Source organism: Streptomyces pallidus (ex Mingjun et al. 2026) (genome assembly GCF_051550185.1).
Lineage (GTDB): Bacteria > Actinomycetota > Actinomycetes > Streptomycetales > Streptomycetaceae > Streptomyces.
In genome coordinates, this window is the sequence record NZ_CP196182.1 from 170347 (window position 1) to 188265 (window position 17919).

The window sequence follows — 17919 nt, forward strand, 5'->3', positions numbered from 1 at the left end:
GCACGCACACCGGCTCGCTCGCCCCCCGAGGCGGGCCCCACCTCGCAGACGGAGCAGTCGATGGTCAAGCAGGAGCGCGCTGCACGCACGCGCGAAGCCCTGATCCGGTCAGCAGCCGAGACGTTCGATCGGGAAGGCTTCACGGTGGCCTCGCTCACCACGATCAGTTCGCTGGCCGGTGTGAGCAACGGGGCCCTGCACTTCCACTTCGCGAGCAAGGTCGCTCTCGCGGACGCCGTGCAGGAGGCGGCGCTGGCCCGGCTGCTGGACATCGTCCACGTCGAGCGCCCCGCCGGGGGCGGTCGTGTGCAGCTCCTCGTGGACGTCACCCACGCGCTCGCCGCGGCGCTGCGCCGCGACGTGGTGCTGCGGGCGGGCTTCCGGCTGAGCGACGAGGCGTCCCGGCAGTCCCGGGTCGACCTGCGCGAGCGCTGGCGGCTGTGGGTCTACGGGGTGCTGGAGCAGGCCGGTGCGGAGGGGGAGCTGCGCCCGGAGGTGGCGGCCCAGGGGGTGGGGAGCACGGTGGTGGCCGCAACCGTCGGCTTCGAGGTGCTCGCGGTGCGGGACGACGAGTGGCTCTCGGCCTCCACCGTCACCCGCTTCTGGCACTTGCTGCTGCCCACCCTCGTGCCGGTGGCCCTCCTGGCCGACCTGGAGGCGGACGGCATCCGTTCTCGTTGAGGGACCGCGGTCTGCGCCCCGGGTCCAGTGCGCCTGTGCGCTCAGGACCCGGGGCGCTCGCATGTCCTGACTGAGGAAGACCTTCCGGTCTGTTTTCGGGGGTCTTTGCCGGATGTTGGAGGGGTGCGGGCTCGGCTTGGTTGGGCGTCCTGGCTCTAGCCTGAAGGCGAAAGCCCAGGTCAGGCCCCATGTGTGACAGTTTGTTAGGTGCTCTAAGCAATGAAACGGCCCGGTCGGTTTTGTATTGACAAACCGCCTGTCCTGTTTTTTACTGAGGCAAGCGAATCCACGGACAGGGGAGTACGGCGTGGACATCGAAGTACTGGGCGCACTGGCGGTTCGAGAGCAGGGGTTCTCCATCACGCCGACCGCCCCCAAACCGCGACAGGTTCTGGCGCTGCTCGCGCTCCATGCCGATCAGGTCGTTCCGGTCTCGGCCCTGATCGAGGAGCTGTGGGCGGGCACTCCGCCGCGCAGCGCCCGGACGACGCTGCAGACGTACGTGCTGCAGCTGCGGGGCCTCATCGCGACCGCGCTCGAGCGGAGCGGCGGCTCGGAAGGTCGGCGCACCGCCAAGGACGTGCTCGTCACACTGCCCGGCGGCTACCTGCTCGACAGCGGCGGCGGCACCAGTGACGTCCGCGAGTTCGACCGGCTCGCCGGCATGGGCTACCGCGCCATGGACGCGGGAGACTTCCCGGGCGCCGCACGGCAGTTGCGCGAGGCGCTCGCGCTGTGGTCCGGCAGGGCGTTCGCCGACGTACAGGGCGGCGCGCAGCTGGACATGGAGGCCCGGGCCCTGGAGGAGACCCGGCTGTGCGCGCTCGACCAGCGCATCGAGGCCGACCTGCGGATCGGGCGGCACCGGGAGATCATCGCCGAACTCACCGTGCTGGCCAGCCGCTACCGCACCCACGAGAACCTGCACGGCCAGTTCATGCTCGCCCTGCACCGCTCCGGTCGCCGCGGCGAAGCCCTCGACGTCTATCAGCGGCTGCGCACCACCCTGGTGCGCGAGCTGGGACTCGAACCCTCGGCGCCGCTGCGCAGGCTCCAGCGCTCCATCCTCATGGCCGGCCCCGAAGTCCCCGTGCGGGCCCCGGAGACGACCGGCGAGCACCTCGTCCACGTGGGCTGAGATGGGTGCGCGCGACACCGGGCCCGCGCTCGCGGGCCGTACGGCAGTCCGGCCAGACGCCCGGACCCGCGGCCGAGGGGGCGGCGCCGTGCAGGAGCGGTCGGAGCGGACCCGCCGCAAGCTGGTGCACGCGGGGGCGGAGATGTTCCGCCGCAACGGCTACGCCCACGCGACCCTCGGGGAGATCGCCGCTTCCGCCGGAGTGACCAAGGGAGCGCTGTACTTCCACTTCGCCTCCAAGGACGATCTGGCGGAGGCGGTCCAGCGGCACGGCTGCGCGCTGCTCGACGAGTCCGTGCGCGCACTGCGCGCATCCGGACTGTCCCCGCTGCGGACGCTGGTCGGAGCGACCCACTGGCTGGCCCGCAGCCTGCACGAGGAACCCGCGATCCCGGCCAGCTTCCGCATCACCAGGGAGTGCGCGGGCCTCCCGCAGCTCGTCATCGACTTCCACCAGTTCTGGCTCGCGGCCGTCTGCGGTCTGCTGCGGCAGGCCAGGGACGCGGGCGAACTGCCCGTGCAGGAGCGCTGGGACGGCGTCGAATCGCTGGTCGCCGCGGCCGCCTGCGGGATCGAGGCGATGGCAGGCACCGCCATGCCCCACTCCGAGCTCCAGCGGCGGGTGTCCGCGATGTGGGCGCTGCTGCTGCCGGTCCTGGTGCCCGGGGGAGCGGGGAAGGACCTCCCCGCCGGGGCGCCGGGGCCCGCACCGTGTGACCGAGTGCCACCGAAGGCCTGAAGGAGCCTCTGATGACGTATGGACATCCTGCGGACGTACTGACGGACCTCATCGGGGCGCTCGGTGAGGTCCTGCGGGTCAAGCCCGAGAAGATCGACCCCGATCAGACCTTCCAGTCCCTGGGGCTGGACTCGCTGCTGATGGTGGAGTTCGTCGCCGTCGTCAACACCCGGTACGGGCTCAGGGTGCGCCCGACCGACCTGTACGACCACCCCACCCCGGCGTCGTTCGCGCGGGAAGTCAAGCGGGCGGCGAGCAGCACGACGGCCGCACCGGCCGTTGCGGCCTCCGCCGTTGCGGCCCCGGCCGTCCCGGCTCCCGCCGTTGCCGCCCCGGCTGCCGCCGCCCCCAGGCCCGCCCCCGTGCCGCAGGCCGGCGCGGCGCCGCAGATCGCGGAAGTGCTGCGTGAGCACCTCGCGGCGATCCTGTGCTGCGACGTCCGCGACATCGACACCACCGCCGCGTTCCACGTGCTGGGCGTGGACTCCATCGTGGGCGCCGAGTTCATCGCGGTCGTCAACCGCACCTTCGGACTGAAGGAGCGGGCCGTGCTGCTCTACGAACACCCCAACCTCGCCGCGATGGCGGCCTACATCGCCGTGCGCACCGGGGCACCCGTGCAGTTCGGCGCGCCCGCCCGGACGCCCGGGCCCCCGCTCCGTCCGGTTTCCCGCCCGGCCGCCCGGCCCGCAGCCGCCTCCCGGCCGCTCCCGGCGCGCGACCTCGACGTCCTCCTGGACGCGGTCCGCGACGACCGGCTCACCGTCGACGAGGCACTGGTGCTGCTCGCCCGCCGCAGCTGAACCTGTCTTTTTTGCAGAAGGAGCGCGTCCACGTGGACGACAAGGAAGTCCTGACCCGGTTCAAGAACGGTCATCTGGACCGGGCCCAGGCGGCCGCGCTGCTGACCGGTGCCGCCGGCACCCTCACGGCGGGCGCCGCACCACAGGCCCCCGGCGCCGGCACCGGACCGGCACCCGAGGCCCTTCCGCTGCCGGGCAGCGGACCGGAACCGGTCGCGAGCGGGCCGTCCCCCGCCGCGGCCTCCCCGGCTCCCGGCCGGGCCGGCGCCGGGCCGGCCGAGCCGATCGCCGTCGTCGGGATCGCCGGCCGCTACCCCGACTCACCCGACCTCGCCTCCTTCTGGGACCTGATGTACACCGGGCACGGCGGCGACGCGCCGCCGCCGACCGGGCGGCCCGGTGACGAGCGGGGCCACTACCTGGAACGCGTACAGGACTTCGACCCCGGGTTCTTCGGGATCGACGCGCGCGAGGCCGCCCTCATGGACCCCCAGGAGCGGCTGTTCCTGGAGACGGCCTGGGAGGCCCTCGAGGACGCCGGATGCACCGGCGGCCGCCTCGACGCCCTCATCGCCCCGGACGGAACCCCCCGCAGCGTCGGTGTGTTCACCGCCGCCGGAACCGCCGACTACGTGCTGCTCGCAGCCCGGACCTGGACGTCCGAGCGGCAGCACCCGATGCCCCCCGGCGGCCACTGGAGCCTGCCCAACCGGTTCTCGACCCTGGTCGGCCTCACCGGCCCCAGCCAGTCGGTCGACACCGCCGAGTCCTCCGTGCTCGTCGCCGTGCACCTCGCCGTGGCCGCCCTGCGCGGTGGAGAGTGCGCCGCCGCGCTCGTGGGCGGCGTCCGGCTGCTGCTGCACCCGTCCAGCAGGCGCCCCGGCGCCGGCGAGGGCGTCGGCGCGCTGCTGCTCAAGCCGCTGGCGCGGGCCCTGGCCGACGGGGACACCGTCCGCTGCGTGATCCGCGGCAGCGCCGTCGGCCACGGCACGTCGGCCCCGACCGCCGCCGGACCGGGCCGCCGCTCCCCGCAGGCCCGAGGGACGGACGACGCGGACACGGCCCCCGCCGGGAACCACCCGGCAGAGGGGCCCGGGCAGCGGGTGCTGCGCGCCGCCCTGCGGGCGGCCGGCGTGGACGCCGAGTCCGTCGCCGTCCGCGAGGACGCCGAGTCCGTACGCGCACTCGTCGGCGGGGCAGGAGCCGCGACCGGGGCCGCGGCCCTCACCAGGGCCGTGCTCCAGCTGGGCCACCGGGTCCTGGTGCCGGGCCCCGGCCGGGCCCAGGCACAGACCTGGCAGAGCGGGGGAACGGCGCCCCGCAGGATCTCCGTCGGACTGTGCGGAGCGGGCGGCACGGCCGCACACGTGATCCTCGAGGAACACCTCCCCACCGCCGCGGCGGCGGAGCCCGCGGACCGGGACCCGGCCGCCGGCGAACTGTTCGTGCTGTCCGCGCCCACCCCCGCCCACCTGGTCGCCACCGCGCAGCGGTTCGCCGCCCTGCTGGCCGGGCCGGGCCCGCTGCCCGACCTCGCAGCGCTCGCCCGCGCCCTGCGCACCGGGCGGGCCGCCATGGACTGCCGGTTCGCGGCCGTCGTCGCGGACACCGTCGAACTGATGTGCGCCCTCGAACGGTTCGTGCAGGACGGCGGCCCGTGCAGCGACCTGCGGGACGGCGGCGCCGACCCCCTCGGCATGGGAGGCCTGCCCGAGACGGACCACTACCTCGCCGCGCTGTGGCGGGCCGGGCACCTGCACCAGCTCAAGGGCCTGTGGCTGGCCGGACTGGACGTCGACTGGGCCGCGCTCGAACGGGCCCACGGTGCGGGAGCCGTGGCCGTGCCGCTGCCCCCCTCCGCGTTCCTGCGCACCCCGCTGTGGCTTCCGGCCGCGGAGGCAGAGGAGGAGCAGGCGTGACCCCGCCGTCCACCGGCTCCACCGGGTCGGCGGAGAACGGGTCCGCCCCCGTCAACCTGTGGTTCTGCCCCAACGAGGACCTGGCCCCCGGCATCGCCGCCACCCTGGCCTCGTACTGGCTGGACGAGCACGAGCAGGAGGTGGCCGGCCGCTTCCTCTTCGAACGGGACCGCCGCCAGTACCTCGTCGCCCACGCCCTGGTGCGCCGGGTCCTGGCCCTGGAGACCGGAATCCCCGAGGCCGAGGCGGTCATCTGGCGCTCCTCGCGCGGGCGGCCGTTCCTCCAGACGCCCGCCGGCGGACTGCCGCGCGGCGCCAGCACCCTGGACTTCAACCTCTCCCACGCCCATGCCTACAACCTGCTGGGCGTCTCCCGGGGCCTGCGCATCGGGGTGGACGTCGAGCGCCTCGACCGCGGCGAACGCGGCCTGGACGCCATCGTCGTGACGTTCTCCCCCGAGGAGCAGGCGTGGATCGCCGACGCCGCGCCCGGACGCCCGCGCGACCGGCGCGCCCTGCGCGTCTGGACGCTGAAGGAGGCGTACTCCAAGGCCCGCGGCCTGGGACTCGGCCTGCCCTTCGACACCTTCGCCTTCACCCTGACCGAAGACCGGGGCGTGCTCTCCTTCCGGCCGCCCGCCGACGACTCGGCGGCCCGCTGGCGGTTCCTGGAGATCGAACCGGTGCCCGAGGTGCTCGCGGCGGTGGCCGTGGAGGTCGACGCCGACCCCCCGCCGGCCGTCCACCTGCACCACGGATTCCCCTGGGGGCGGGCGGCGCCGCGCCGCCTCGTCCTGCCGGAATTCGCCGGAGTGTGAGCCGGGGCCGGGAAACCGGCCCGGCATCCTTTTTCGTGGAAAGGCCGCCGGGCGCGGCCCGAATGCGGTGGGGCGGCGTGCGTACGGAATTCCGTACGCACGCCGCCCCACCGCATTCGGGCCGCGCCCGGCGTCGGCTACCCGAGGGGACCGGCGGCCTCCTGCGACAGGAGTGCGAAACGGCGTGCGAGTTCCTCCTGCTCACGGCCGATGGCGTCGATACGGGCCCGGAGCCGGACGATTTCCCGGCCCAGGTCCGATACGCCCGCCCCGGTGGCGGAGAGGGCGCCGACGGCCGGTGCCGGGGCGTACGGTCCGGCGGTGGCGACCGGCTCCGGTCCCGGAACGGGATCGGAGCCGAGGCCGGGATCCCGGTGCAGGATCGACTCCATCCGGGCCCGCAGGGAGGGCCCGGGCGCGATGCCGATCTCCGCCATCAGCCGCTGCCGCGCCCGCTCGTACACCCCGAGGGCCTCGGAGTGCCGGCCGCACCGGTACAGGGCGAGCATCAGCAGGTCGTAGAAGCGCTCCCGGGTGGGGTGGGCGACGGTCAGCCGCTCCAGCTCCTCGGTGATCTCCGCGTGCCGCGCGCCGCGCAGCCGTGCTTCGTAGAACGTCTCCAGTGCGGTCAGCCGGCCTTGCTCCAGCCGCTCGGCCTCCCGGGCGCAGATCGGGCCGCGCCCGCTGCCCTCCAGCGCCGGGCCGCGCCACAGCTCCAGGGCCCGGCGCAGCAGTTCGGCGGCGTGCGCGGGATCGGCGACGACCGCCGCCCGGCCCTGCTCCGAGAGCCGCTGGAAGCGTTGGGCGTCCGTGCTCGCGGGACCGAGCCGCAGCAGGTAGCCGAGGGGGTGCGTGACGATCCGGGGCCCGTCGTGGAGCCCGCCGGTGTCCGGCAGCAGCCGGCGCAGCCGGGCCACATGGGCCTGGAGGGCGTTCGCGGCGCGCACGGGCGGCCGGTCCCCCCACAGTTCGTCGACGAGCCGTTCGGTGGAGAGCGCCTCCCCGGCCCGGGCGACCAGGGACGCCAGCAGGGCGCGCTGCTTGGCGCCGGACGGCACCGTGCGGGCGCCCGACCGGTGGTCGTGCAGCTCGACGGGGCCCAGGACGCGGAAGTCCAGGCCGGAATTATCGTGACCGTCCCATTCCATGGGTGACTCCTCCCTGCGATCCGGTGGGAATCTCGGAAAGACCAGCCGAACTGGGCGTTCGATTACGCTCCGGCCATCATCCCCGAAGGAAATCTAGCAGTTCGTCCCGCGCGTGAAAGAGCCGCTGTTGGAGGCGCACTCGACAGGTACTAGAGGAATTCGGGATGCCGCCCTGGGTCCGGCTACTGTGCCGATTCGAAGGCTTGAAATCGATGGGAACTCGACCACTTGCGGAGGAAACCGTGAAGATTCAGGTTCTGGGTCCGTTGAGTGCCGAAGTCAACGGGGGCTCGATTGTTCCGACGGCCGGCAAGCCGCGCCAGATCCTGGCGCTGCTGGCGCTCTACCCGGGGCGGGTGATGCCCGTCCCGACCCTGATGGAGGAGGTCTGGGGCACGGACCTGCCGCAGAGCGCGCTCACCACCCTGCAGACCTACATACTCCAGCTGCGCAGGAGACTCGGCACCGCCATGGGGCCGGGCGCCCCGAACGGGGCCAAGGAGGTGCTGGCCACGCGGCACGGCGGCTATCTGCTCCAGATCGCCCCGGAGAGCGTGGACGTGCACGAGTACGAGCGGCTGGTGGCCGACGGGCAGAGCGCCTTCGACGCCGGTCGGGACGAGGAGGCGGCCACCAGCCTGCGCCGCGCCCTCGCCCTCTGGCAGGGCCCGGCCCTGGTCGACGTACGCGTGGGACCCATCCTCGAGATAGAGGTCATGCGCCTGGAGGAGAGCCGGCTGGTGACCGTCGAGCGACGCATCGACGCGGACCTGCGGCTCGGCCGGCACACCGAGCTCCTCGCCGAGCTCACCGAGCTGATCGCCCGGCACCCGCAGCACGAGGGCCTGCACTCGCAGGCGATGGTGGCGCTCTACCGCTCCGGCCGCCAGGCCACTGCGCTCGACGTCTACCGCCGGCTGCGGCTGCGCCTCATCGAAGAGCTCGGTGTCGAGCCCTCGCCGCAGCTCCAGCGCCTGCACCAGGCGATGCTGACGGTCGATCCGGCGCTGGACGTGGTGGCGGGGCCGCGCCGCGGCTCCACGTTCGACCTGTACGCGGCCTGAGCTGCGTCGCCCCCTGCGGACCGAGGCCACCGGCCGCGGTCCGCAGCGGCATGCCCGGCTCCGGCATCCGCTCCACCGGACCTCCACCGGACCTCGAGCGGACTTCGAGCGGGGCTGGGCAGGGTGGGGTGGATACGGCGGGCGAGGAGAAGGACGAGGCATGGCACGGGAACAGGACGTGCGGCTGGTGTGCTTCGCACACGCGGGAGCCGGGGTCTCGGCCTTCCACCGCTGGAGCGGGTTGCTCGGCCCCGGTGTCGCCCCCGAGCCGCGGCTGCTGCCCGGCCGGGACGGGCGGCGCCGTGAAGCACGGGTCACCACCCGCGCCGCGCTCCTCGCAGACCTGCACGACCTGTTCGGTGACCGGCCGGCCGGACCGTACGTCCTGTACGGGCACAGCCTCGGCGGGCTGATCGCCTACACCCTCACCCGCGCCCTGCACGCGGCCGGGCTGCCGCTGCCCGCGCTGCTGGCCGTCGGCGCCCTCCCGCCGCCCGACGCACCCGGGGAGCCGGCCTTCCCCGCCGACGCACCCGACGACGAACTGCACCGCAGGACGCAGGACATCGACGGTCTGCCGGCCGGCGCCGGCCCCGACCTGTGGCGGCGCTTCGTGCTGCCCGTGCTCCGCGACGACCTGCGGCTGGCCGCCGACCTGCGGGCCGCCGCGCTGGACCCGGACACCGGTGGCCCGGTGCCCGTTCCGGTGCTGGCCGTCGCGGGGGCCGAGGACCCGGTGGGACCGGCCGAACCGCTCCGCGGCTGGAGCCGCTGGACCACGGAGCGGTTCGAACTGCGCACCGTGCCCGGCGGGCACTTCTTCGTACGCGACCGCGCACTGCCGGAACTGCTCGGGCGGGCCTGCCGGATGGTGGGGCGGTCTGGGCGGTGAGGGGAGCGGTCATCACCGGCATCGGCGTGGTCACCCCGGGCGGCGGCGGCACCAGGGGCTTCTGGTCGCTGCTGACCTCCGGACGCTCGGCCACCCGCCCGGTCACTTCCTTCGACGCGCGGCCGCTGTGCTCGCGCATCGCCGCCGAGGTCGACTTCGACCCGGCCGAGCACGGGCTGGCCGCCCCGGCGGCCGCCGGGCTCGCCCGCGTCACCCAGTTCGCGCTCGCCGCGGCCCGCGAGGCGCTCGCCGACAGCGGAACGGCGGCCTCGCTCGACCCGCTGCGCACCGCGGTCGCGCTCGGCACGGCGCTCGGCTGCGCCGCCGAACTGAGCGTGGAGTACGCCGTGGCCAGCCACGTCGGCGGCCGCTGGCTGGTCGACCACACCCTGGCCGTACCCCACCTGTACGACTACGTGGTGCCCGCTTCGCTGGCCGCCGACGTGGCCCGGGACGTGGGCGCGCAGGGGCCCGTCGCGCTCGTCGCCAGCGGCTGCACCGCGGGCCTGGACTCGCTCGGACACGGCGCCGACCTGATCCGTGAGGGCAGCGCCGACATCGTGCTCGCCGGAGCCGCCGAAGCCCCGCTCGCCCCCGTCACCATGGCCTGCTGCGACACCGTGCGCATCACCTCCCGCCGCAACGCGGAACCGCGGAGTGCGGCACGGCCGTTCGACCGCGCCCGCGACGGCTTCGTGCTCGGCGAGGCAGCGGCCGTCCTGGTCCTCGAGGAACGGGAGCGGGCCCGCAGCCGCGGCGCCCGGATCTACGCGGAGGTCTCCGGCCACGCGAGCCGCGCCCGAGGCGGGGGGAACATGACCGGGCTCAGCGCCGACGGCGCGGAACTGGCCGAGGCCATCGTGGCGGCGCTCGACCAGGCCGGCGTGGACCCGTCCGCCGTCGGACACGTCAGTGCGCACGGCTCGGGTACCCGGCAGGGCGACCGGCACGAGACCGCGGCCGTCAAGCGGGCCCTCGGCCCGCACGCCCACCGCGTGCCCGTCAGCGCGATCTCCTCGATGACCGGCTACCCCCTCGGTGCGACCGGCGCCCTCCAGGCCGCCGCGGGGGCCCTGACGATCGCGTACGGGACCGTGCCGCCCACGGCGAACCTGCAGGTGGCCGACCCCGAGTGCGATCTCGACCACGTCCCCGGAGCCGTCCGGGAACAGGACACGGACTCGGTGCTGGTCCTGGGAAGCGGGTTCGGCGGCTTCCAGAGCGCACTGGTGCTGACCCGCCCGGAGCGCCCGTGACCCGCCCGGAGCGCTCCTGACGCGGCGGGGCGCTCCTGACCCGGCGGGTGCTCCGGATCCCGCGGGGCGCTCCGGGCAGGGTCCTCTCGTTCCGGCACGCCCTTCCGGCCCGTGCGGCCGGCTCGAACCGTGCGGCTGGTTCGGCCCGAGCGACTGGTTCGGCCCGTGCGGGCGGCTCCGCCCTCGGGGCCGGTTCCGGGGGGTCGGCCCGGCGGTGGGTGCGGCCGGGCCGGTGCGCCCCGTACGGCTGTCAGCGGAAGCGCTCACGGGGGTGGTCGGCGACGTCGGTCAACATCCCGGTGTAGTCGGCGCCCAGCTGTCGGATCCGGGCCTCGGAGAACAGGGCCGAGTCGAACGTGACCGCAAAGCGCGCCGTCTGACCGTCGTGCCGGAGCAGCAAGGCGAGCGGCCGGGCCGCGGGGCCCGGACAGATGGCGAAGGGCTCGGCCCGCAGCCGCCCGCCCCACGGCACGGCCCCCCAGCGGGAGCCACCGGCCGGCGGCGCGTCGACGCCGCCGAACTGCACGTGGCCCAGCTGCTCCACCAGGCCCGGGCGACGCATCTGCGCGGCCACCGGCTCCAGCGGGATCCCGTGGTGGGCGAAGTCCCAGGCGCTGGTGAGCCGGACCTGGTCGACGACCTCGCCGAAGGACGGCGTGCCCGTCAGGTCGGTCCGCTGCACCACCGCCTCGGACAGCCGGGCCAGCATCGGCGGCTCCCCGGCCCGCCCGCGCTCCGGCACCGGAACCCGCACGCACACGTCCCGCTGCCCCGACCAGCAGGCCAGCAGCAGCTGGAAGGCGGTGAGGCCCACCACCTGCACGCTCGTGCCGTGCCGCCGGGCGGCTTCCGCGATCTTGGCGACCAGCTCCGGCGGCAGCGGGAACGACAGCGTCCGCGCGATGCCCGCGGTGTGCTCCGCGCCGCCCGGCGGGGCCAGGTCCCAGGGCAGGACCGCCGGTTCCGCGCCGCTCAGCCGCCGCCGCCAGTACCGGGTGCTCTCGGCGTCGTGGCCCTCTGCCGACCGCTGCCGCTGCCAGGCGGCGACGTCGGCATACTGGGCTGCCGGCCGGTCCGGCAGCACACCGCGGTAGGCGGCGGCGAGTTCGGCGACGAGCAGCTCCAGCGCGGCGCTGTCGGCGATCAGGTGGTGCAGGACGAAGACGGCCACGTGGTCGCCCGGCCCGCGGCGCAGCAGGCGCAGCCGGGCCAGCGGCCCGCGGGCCAGATCGAACGCAAGCTCCCGCTCCGCGGCGATCGCCTTGGCCACCTGCGACGGCAGGACCTCCGCCAGTGAGACCGGCAGGGGCCACTGCGGCTCTCCCGACACCACCTGCGTCAGGACGCCCCCGTGCATGCGGTAGCCGCTGCGCAGCGTCTCGTGCCGGTTCGAGACCGTTCGCCACGCGGCCGCCAGGGCCGGCACGTCCAGCCGCCCGGTCAGCCGGAGGGCCCCCAGCACCACCGGTGGGGCGGTCCGGTCCGCGAGCCCGGACCACAGGGCCTCCTGGCTCGGCGAGGCCGCGAAGTGCCGGGGGCCCCGCACGGCGGGCCGGGGCAGCAGCGGGACCCCACCGGGGCCCGGGTCGGGGTCCGCTCCGCGCGCAGGGCCCGGGGCCGCCGCCAGCGGGGCCCGGGCGCGGCTCCCGTCCTCGAGTACCGTCGTCATCGGTTCCACACCTTCCCGGCGATCAGGGGCCCAGCGGGGCTCGTCGGTGTCATCGCGCTCCCCTCACGGGATCGCCGTTCTCGGATGGTGCGAACGGTAGGCCGTGCGGCGCGTGTCGGGCCGGTTTCTCGAGCGTCCGTCCGTCGCCCGTGTGGTGGCTGTCGACCCCGACGGCCGGGGCGGGCCCGCGGCGGGCCCTGGCGGCTGCCGGCCGGGCTCCGGCGTGCGTCCGGGGCCCGTCCCCTGGTGGTGCTTGAGCACCCTTCGACGCCGCTTCGAGTGCGGGTGCCGACGGTGGTAGCCGGCCCGCGGTCGCGCCGTCGCCGCCGCGTGCGAGGAGCCCGCCCGGGCCCCCCACCCCGCCCGACCAGTGAGGAACGAGCCGTGCCGCGCTTCACGTACCCCGAACTGCCGCTGGACGCCCTGCTGCGCCGGGCCGCCGTCCGCGACCCCGCCGGCTGCGCCGTCCGGACCGCCGCGGACGAAGTCTCCTTCGCCGAACTCGACGACCGGGCCGACCGGTACGCGGCCTACCTCCGGCACCGAATCGGCCGGCGGGGGGCCCGCGTCGGCGTCGCGAACGTCCTCGACGCGGACTTCGCCGCCGCCTACTACGGCACGGTGCGCAGCGGCAACACCGTCGTCCTGATCAACCCGCTGATCAAGGAGGCGGGCCTGGTGCACGTGTGCGCCACCGCCGAGGTCGAGGTCGCCCTGGTGCCGCGGGAGACGGCCGAACTGCTCGTCAAGGCGCGCGAGCAGCTGCCGTCCCTCGCCGAGATCGTCGTGACCGACGCGCCCGACGGGGTGGTGCCCGCGGACACCCTGCCGCTGGCCGTCGCCCTGGCACAGGCGCCCACCGCGGCCCACGATCCCGGCAGGGCCGGGGCCGAGCCCGCCGACCTGGACGCCGACGCCTGCATACAGTTCACGACGGGCACCACAGGCCTGCCCCGCGGAGTGCGGCTCAGCCACCGCAACCTGGTGGCCAACGCCGCCCAGACGGCCCGGGCCCACGGCCTCGGCAGCGACAGCGTGACCCTCAACCACCTGCCGCTCTACCACGTCATGCACCTGAACTCGGCCGTGTTCGCGGGCGCCCGCCAGGTGCTGTGCACCGACCCGGCACCGCAGGCCGCGCTCGCCCTGGCCGCCCGTACGGGGGCCACGCACTTCTACGGGCTGCCTGCCCGGCTGCACCGGCTCGCCGGAGCCGTCGGTGCCGGGGGGCAGGGCGCCGGCGGCCCCGCGCGGCCGGCCGGGCTGCAGCTCCGGGCCGTGCTGTCCGGGGGCACCGCGCTGGCCCCCGCCGTCGCCCGCACGCTGCGGGACTGGCTCGGCGTCCCCGTCGTCCAGGGCTACGGGATGGCCGAACTCTCCCCGCTGGCCCACAGCCAGGACCCCGCGAGCCCCGTGAGCGGCTCGGTCGGCACCCCCGTGCCGGGCACCGAGTGCCGGATCGTCGACCTCGTCTCCCGGGGGCCGGTCGACGTGTACGGCACCGGCGAGGTCCAGGTCCGCGGACCCCAGCTGATGAGCGGCTACCTCGGCGACGCCAGCCGGGCGGGCGTCGACGCCGACGGCTGGTTCTCCACCGGGGACGTCGGCTACGTCAACCAGGACGGCGCCCTGTTCCTCGTCGACCGGATCGGGGACGTCTTCAAGTACGACAACGAGCTCGTCTCCCCGACCGCCGTCGAGCGGATCCTCGCCGAGGACCCGCGCGTCGCGGACTGCATCGTCGTCGGGTGGCCCGACCCGGTCCACGGGGCGCTGGTGTGGGCCGGGATCGTGCTGCGCGATCCGACCACGCCGGAACCGGCGGACGTGCTCGAGGCGATCGTGACGCGGGCCAACGAGCGGCTGGCGCCGTTCGAGCAGATCCGCCGCGTCGAGATCGTCGACTCCGTGCCCCGTACGCCCGTCGGCAAGCCGGAGCGCCGGGCCCTGCGCCGGACCGTCCACGCCAAGGCGGCGGCCGAAGCCGCCGCGTGACCCCCAACCCACCCGATCGAGGAGCGACAACCGTGGTGACTCCCGCCCCCCAGCCGATGTCCGAGCCCGCCCAGGTCCTCGTCGTCGGCGCCGGCCCGGTCGGTCTGACGGCCGCCCACGAACTGGCCCGCAGGGGCCTGAGGGTGCGGCTGATCGACGGCGCCGAGGGACCCGCCCGCACGAGCCGCGCCGTGGCCGTGCACCCGCGCACCCTGGAGACCTTCGACCAGATGGGCGTCGTGGGGCCGGTGGTCGAGGCCGGGCGCTGCAACCGCGCGTTCACGATGTTCGCGCGGGGCCGCAAACTGGTGCGACTGGAGGCCGACTACGCCACCATGCCCACCCGCTACCCGTACACCGTCATCATCGAGCAGACCAGCACCGAGGCGGTGCTGCGCGAGGCCCTGGCCCGGCTCGGCGTCCGTATCGAATGGGGCGTCCGGCTCACCGGCCTCGAACAGGACGGATCCGGCGTGCGGGCCCGCCTGGAACGGGCCGACGGCACCCGGGAGGAGTACGAGGTCCCCTGGCTGGTCGGTTGCGACGGCGGACACAGCACGGTCCGCAAGCAGCTCGGGCTGCCGCTCATCGGCGAGTCCAGCGAGACCTGGGAACTGGCCGACGCGCAGGTGACCACCGACCTCCCCCCGGACACCATCTACTGGGTGCACACGGGCCGGCAGGCCCTGATGATGGTCCCGTACCGGCAGGACGGGCACTGGCGGCTGCTGGACACCGCACCCCGCGGACCCGGCGAGGCCGCCCCCGAGAGCCGCTTCGGAGCCAAGCTCAGCGCGGGGCTCGGGCAGCCGGTGAGCGTGGGGGACCCCCGGTGGACCTCCGTCTTCACCTTCCAGCAGCGCATGGTGCCGCGGATGCACGAGGGCCGCTGCTTCGTGGCGGGCGACGCCGCCCACGTGCACAGCCCCGCCTCAGGCCAGGGCATGAACACCGGCATCCAGGAGGCCTACAACCTGGCGTGGAAACTCGCCCAGGTCGCACAGGGCCAGGCCGGAAGGGAACTGCTCGCCACCTACGGCGAAGAGCGCGTGCCGATCGGCAAGATGCTGCTGGACAGCACCCGCAAGGCCACCTTCCTGGTCCAGTTCAAGAACGTCATGGCCGGGCTGATGCTGCCCCTGGTCTTCGGCGTCGTGCGCAGGGTCCCTCCGCTGCGCCGGGCCATCCAGCGCAAGGTGCTCGGCGGCATGTCCGGGCTGCGCCTGGCCTACCCGCGCAGTTCCCTCACCACCTCGGGCCTCGGCGGAGGCATCCCGGCCGGCAGCCGCGCCGCCGCCGCTGCCGCGCGCTGCCCCGGCGACCCGGGCGGGGAGGCGCTCAGGGAGGAACTGCGCGACCCCCGATGGTCGCTGCTGTACGCCGCGGGCGGCCCGCACGGGGCCCGGACCTCGGCCGCCGCCGCTGCCGCCGAGCACGCCGCCTGGCTGTCGGTGCGGACCGTCGGCGGGACGCCCGGCGACGGCCCTGGGCATCTGCCCGACCTGGACGGTCGACTGCGGGAGGCGCTGGCCCTCCGGCCCGGTGGCTGGGTGCTGATCCGGCCCGACGGGTACTTCGCCGCCGGTGGCACCTTGCTGGGCGACTGGGTCCTGGAGAGGGCTATGGTCCCGCTGGGCCGGCAAACAGGCCCTGCGGAGCCCGCGGCGCGGCCGGTGCTCGCCGGGGTGCGCTGAACCGCGGCCCGGCGCGGGCGCGCCGCGCCGCCCGGCAATCGGCTGCTGATCAGCAGCCGATCAGCAGCCGATCAGCAGCCGATCAGCGAGGACAGCCGCGCGGACACCGTCCGCATCACCGCGTCCTGGTGGTCACTCAGGTAGAAGTGCCCCCCGGAGAAGACCTCCGAGCGGAAGCCGCCCGTGGTGTGCCGCTCCCAGGCGAGGGCCTCCTCGACGGTGACCTTGGGGTCGACGTCCCCGGTGAGCGCCGTGATCGGGCAGCGGACGGTGGCACCGGGCTCGTGGACGTGCGTCTCCACCGCCCGGTAGTCGCCGCGGATCGTCGGCAGCAGGACGGCCCGCATCTCGGGATCGTCCAGCAGCTCGGTGCCCGCGGCGTCGTGGGACTTGATCTCGGCGACCAGCTCGGCGTCGCCGGCCAGGTGCCAGCGTTCGCTGCGGCTGGTCGAGGGCGCCCTGCGTCCCGACACGAACAGCTCGACGGGCCCGTCACCGCGCGCCTCCAGACGCCGGGCGACCTCGAAGCCGGTCACGGCTCCCATGCTGTGGCCGAAGACGGCCAGCGGCTTGTCCCGGTAGCCCGAGAGCGCCTCGGTGATCATGTCGGCGAGCGTGGCGATGTCCCCGACGAGCGGCTCCAGTCGCCGGTCCTGGCGGCCCGGGTACTGCGCGGCCAGCACCTCGACGGAGGGCGGGAGGGCCTTGGCGAAGGGGAAGTAGAAGCTGGCGGACCCACCGGCGTGCGGCAGGCAGAGCAGCCGCACGTCCGCCCCGGGGGCGGGAGTGAAGGCGCGGAACCACTCCGCACCGCTGTCGTGCCCGTTCATGGATTCCCGCTCCCTGCTGTAGACGACCGGGTTCCAGGGTGCAGGGCCCGCCGACCGGGCGGAACCCGGGACCGGCCGGTGCGGACCCGCCCTCGAAGGAACGTCGACCGGCCTTCCGGCGCGCTTCCGGCGGCCCCGCCGGGCGGACGGCCGCGGGCAGCGGCCGCACCCTGCACGGCGCCGGGCGCGCGGCGGTCCGGAACCCCTCGAAATCCCTTCGAGGAGTCGAGGCGGGTTCAAGCGGTCCTCCGGTCGATCCCGGCAATCTCAAGAGCAAAGGCGAGAGAAGGTTGAGCCGATGACGGGTGAGCGAGTGCATCGCAGGACGTACGCGGTGGACGTGGCGGCGCCGGCAGGCGTCGTCTACGGGCTGATCGCCGACACCACCCAGTGGCCGCTGTTGGTGCCGTCGAGCATCCACGTCGAACGGCTCGACTTCGACGGCGTCCAGGACCGGTTCCAGATGTGGGCCACGGCCAACGGGACCGTGAAGTCCTGGCTGTCGCGGCGCACGCTGGACGCGCAGGCCCGCCGCATCGACTTCCACCAGGAGGTTCCCGCGGCGCCCGCCCTGGCCCTGGGCGGCCGCTGGACGGTCGAGCCGCGGGGCGCCGGGCACTGCCGGCTGACCCTGGACCACGAGTTCACGGTCGACGGGGACCGGCCCGAGGACGCCTCCTGGGTGGAGCGGGCCACGGACACCAACAGCCGTGCCGAACTGGCGCAGCTCAAGGAGACCGCCGAGCGGTGGACACGGCTGGACGCCCTGCTGCTGAACGTCGAGGAGTCCGTCCGCCTCAAGGGCCCGGCCGAACTCGTCTACGACTTCCTCTGCGGCATCGCCGACTGGCCAGGCCGCGTCCCGCACGTCGTTCGCGCCGACGTCACCGAGGAGCAGCCCGGCGTGCAACGGGTCCGCGTGGACACGGTGTCCGGGGACGGTCCGGCGGTGCAGACCTCCGAGGCGGTGCGGATCTGTTTCCCGCACGCGCTGCGGATCGTCCACAAGCACACCAGGACGCCGTTGCTACTGGAAGCCCATACCGGGGAATGGTCGGTGATCCCCGACGAGAGGGGCGTGACGGCCGTCGCCCAGCACAGCGTGCTGCTGCGCGAGGAGGCCGTCGAGCCGGTCCTGGGCCGGGGCACCGGCATCGAGGAGGCCCGTGACCACGTACGGGAACTCCTCGGCCGGCAGAGCAGTTCCGTCCTGGACCTCGCCAAGCGGCACGCGGAATCCGCTATTCGAATCCTGTGAACCGGGAGTTGATCG

General features: G+C 74.7%; 15 protein-coding genes. 12 read left to right on the forward strand and 3 right to left on the reverse strand.

What is annotated here, in order from left to right:
* Positions 1–60: 60 nt before the first annotated feature.
* The 6 genes from ACSHWO_RS35765 to ACSHWO_RS35790 all read left to right on the forward strand — a co-directional run bounded on the left by ACSHWO_RS35765 (position 61) and on the right by ACSHWO_RS35790 (position 6098).
* Positions 61–681 (forward strand): ScbR family autoregulator-binding transcription factor, encoded by a 621-nt coding sequence (locus ACSHWO_RS35765; protein ID WP_385839465.1) that lies wholly within the window; start codon positions 61–63, stop codon positions 679–681.
* A 307-nt stretch (positions 682–988) separates the two neighbouring features.
* Positions 989–1819 carry an AfsR/SARP family transcriptional regulator gene (locus ACSHWO_RS35770; protein WP_361101720.1) on the forward strand — a complete coding sequence of 277 codons (831 nt, stop codon included), beginning with the start codon at positions 989–991 and terminating at the stop codon, positions 1817–1819.
* Between the two features lie 88 nt (positions 1820–1907).
* Complete coding sequence (locus ACSHWO_RS35775) at positions 1908–2558, forward strand: ScbR family autoregulator-binding transcription factor (protein ID WP_385839466.1); 651 nt, start codon at positions 1908–1910, stop codon at positions 2556–2558.
* 11 nt (positions 2559–2569) lie between these two features.
* Positions 2570–3361 carry a phosphopantetheine-binding protein gene (locus ACSHWO_RS35780; protein WP_361101714.1) on the forward strand — a complete coding sequence of 264 codons (792 nt, stop codon included), beginning with the start codon at positions 2570–2572 and terminating at the stop codon, positions 3359–3361.
* Between the two features lie 32 nt (positions 3362–3393).
* Complete coding sequence (locus tag ACSHWO_RS35785; RefSeq protein ID WP_438319488.1) at positions 3394–5280, forward strand: beta-ketoacyl synthase N-terminal-like domain-containing protein; 1887 nt, start codon at positions 3394–3396, stop codon at positions 5278–5280.
* On the forward strand, positions 5277–6098 hold the full coding sequence (locus ACSHWO_RS35790) for a 4'-phosphopantetheinyl transferase family protein (RefSeq protein ID WP_438319489.1): 822 nt from the start codon (positions 5277–5279) through the stop codon (positions 6096–6098). Before ACSHWO_RS35785 ends, ACSHWO_RS35790 begins: the two co-directional genes overlap by 4 nt.
* 137 nt (positions 6099–6235) lie before the next feature.
* On the opposite strand, the gene ACSHWO_RS35795 is transcribed toward ACSHWO_RS35790, so the two are convergent.
* Positions 6236–7246, reverse strand: a complete 1011-nt coding sequence (locus tag ACSHWO_RS35795) for an AfsR/SARP family transcriptional regulator (protein WP_438319490.1) — start codon at positions 7244–7246, stop codon at positions 6236–6238.
* A 242-nt stretch (positions 7247–7488) separates the two neighbouring features.
* On the opposite strand from ACSHWO_RS35795, the gene ACSHWO_RS35800 reads away from it, so the two are divergent.
* The 3 genes from ACSHWO_RS35800 (at position 7489) to ACSHWO_RS35810 (ending at position 10458) form a co-directional block, all read left to right on the forward strand.
* Complete coding sequence (locus tag ACSHWO_RS35800; RefSeq protein WP_361101423.1) at positions 7489–8310, forward strand: AfsR/SARP family transcriptional regulator; 822 nt, start codon at positions 7489–7491, stop codon at positions 8308–8310.
* Positions 8311–8470: 160 nt separating this feature from the next.
* Positions 8471–9202: a thioesterase II family protein gene (locus tag ACSHWO_RS35805; RefSeq protein ID WP_438319491.1), complete on the forward strand. Its 732-nt coding sequence runs from the start codon at positions 8471–8473 to the stop codon at positions 9200–9202.
* Positions 9199–10458, forward strand: coding sequence for a beta-ketoacyl-[acyl-carrier-protein] synthase family protein (locus tag ACSHWO_RS35810; protein WP_438319492.1), 1260 nt, complete (start codon positions 9199–9201; stop codon positions 10456–10458). The genes ACSHWO_RS35805 and ACSHWO_RS35810 overlap by 4 nt, the downstream gene beginning before the upstream one ends.
* A gap of 250 nt (positions 10459–10708) precedes the next feature.
* On the opposite strand, the gene ACSHWO_RS35815 is transcribed toward ACSHWO_RS35810, so the two are convergent.
* Positions 10709–12127 carry a condensation domain-containing protein gene (locus ACSHWO_RS35815; protein ID WP_438319493.1) on the reverse strand — a complete coding sequence of 473 codons (1419 nt, stop codon included), beginning with the start codon at positions 12125–12127 and terminating at the stop codon, positions 10709–10711.
* A gap of 384 nt (positions 12128–12511) precedes the next feature.
* Here ACSHWO_RS35815 and ACSHWO_RS35820 point away from each other — a divergent pair, with 384 nt between their 5' ends.
* Together ACSHWO_RS35820 and ACSHWO_RS35825 are read left to right on the forward strand one after the other, a co-directional pair.
* A complete protein-coding gene (locus ACSHWO_RS35820) occupies positions 12512–14122 on the forward strand; it encodes a class I adenylate-forming enzyme family protein (protein WP_438319494.1) in 1611 nt (536 codons plus the stop codon).
* Between the two features lie 32 nt (positions 14123–14154).
* Positions 14155–15816 (forward strand): FAD-dependent oxidoreductase, encoded by a 1662-nt coding sequence (locus ACSHWO_RS35825; protein ID WP_438319495.1) that lies wholly within the window; start codon positions 14155–14157, stop codon positions 15814–15816.
* A gap of 71 nt (positions 15817–15887) precedes the next feature.
* Here the strand turns inward: ACSHWO_RS35825 and ACSHWO_RS35830 are convergent, their stop codons facing one another.
* Positions 15888–16646, reverse strand: coding sequence for a thioesterase II family protein (locus ACSHWO_RS35830; protein ID WP_361101440.1), 759 nt, complete (start codon positions 16644–16646; stop codon positions 15888–15890).
* A gap of 298 nt (positions 16647–16944) precedes the next feature.
* On the opposite strand from ACSHWO_RS35830, the gene ACSHWO_RS35835 reads away from it, so the two are divergent.
* A complete protein-coding gene (locus ACSHWO_RS35835) occupies positions 16945–17904 on the forward strand; it encodes an aromatase/cyclase (RefSeq protein ID WP_361101443.1) in 960 nt (319 codons plus the stop codon).
* Positions 17905–17919: the final 15 nt, after the last annotated feature.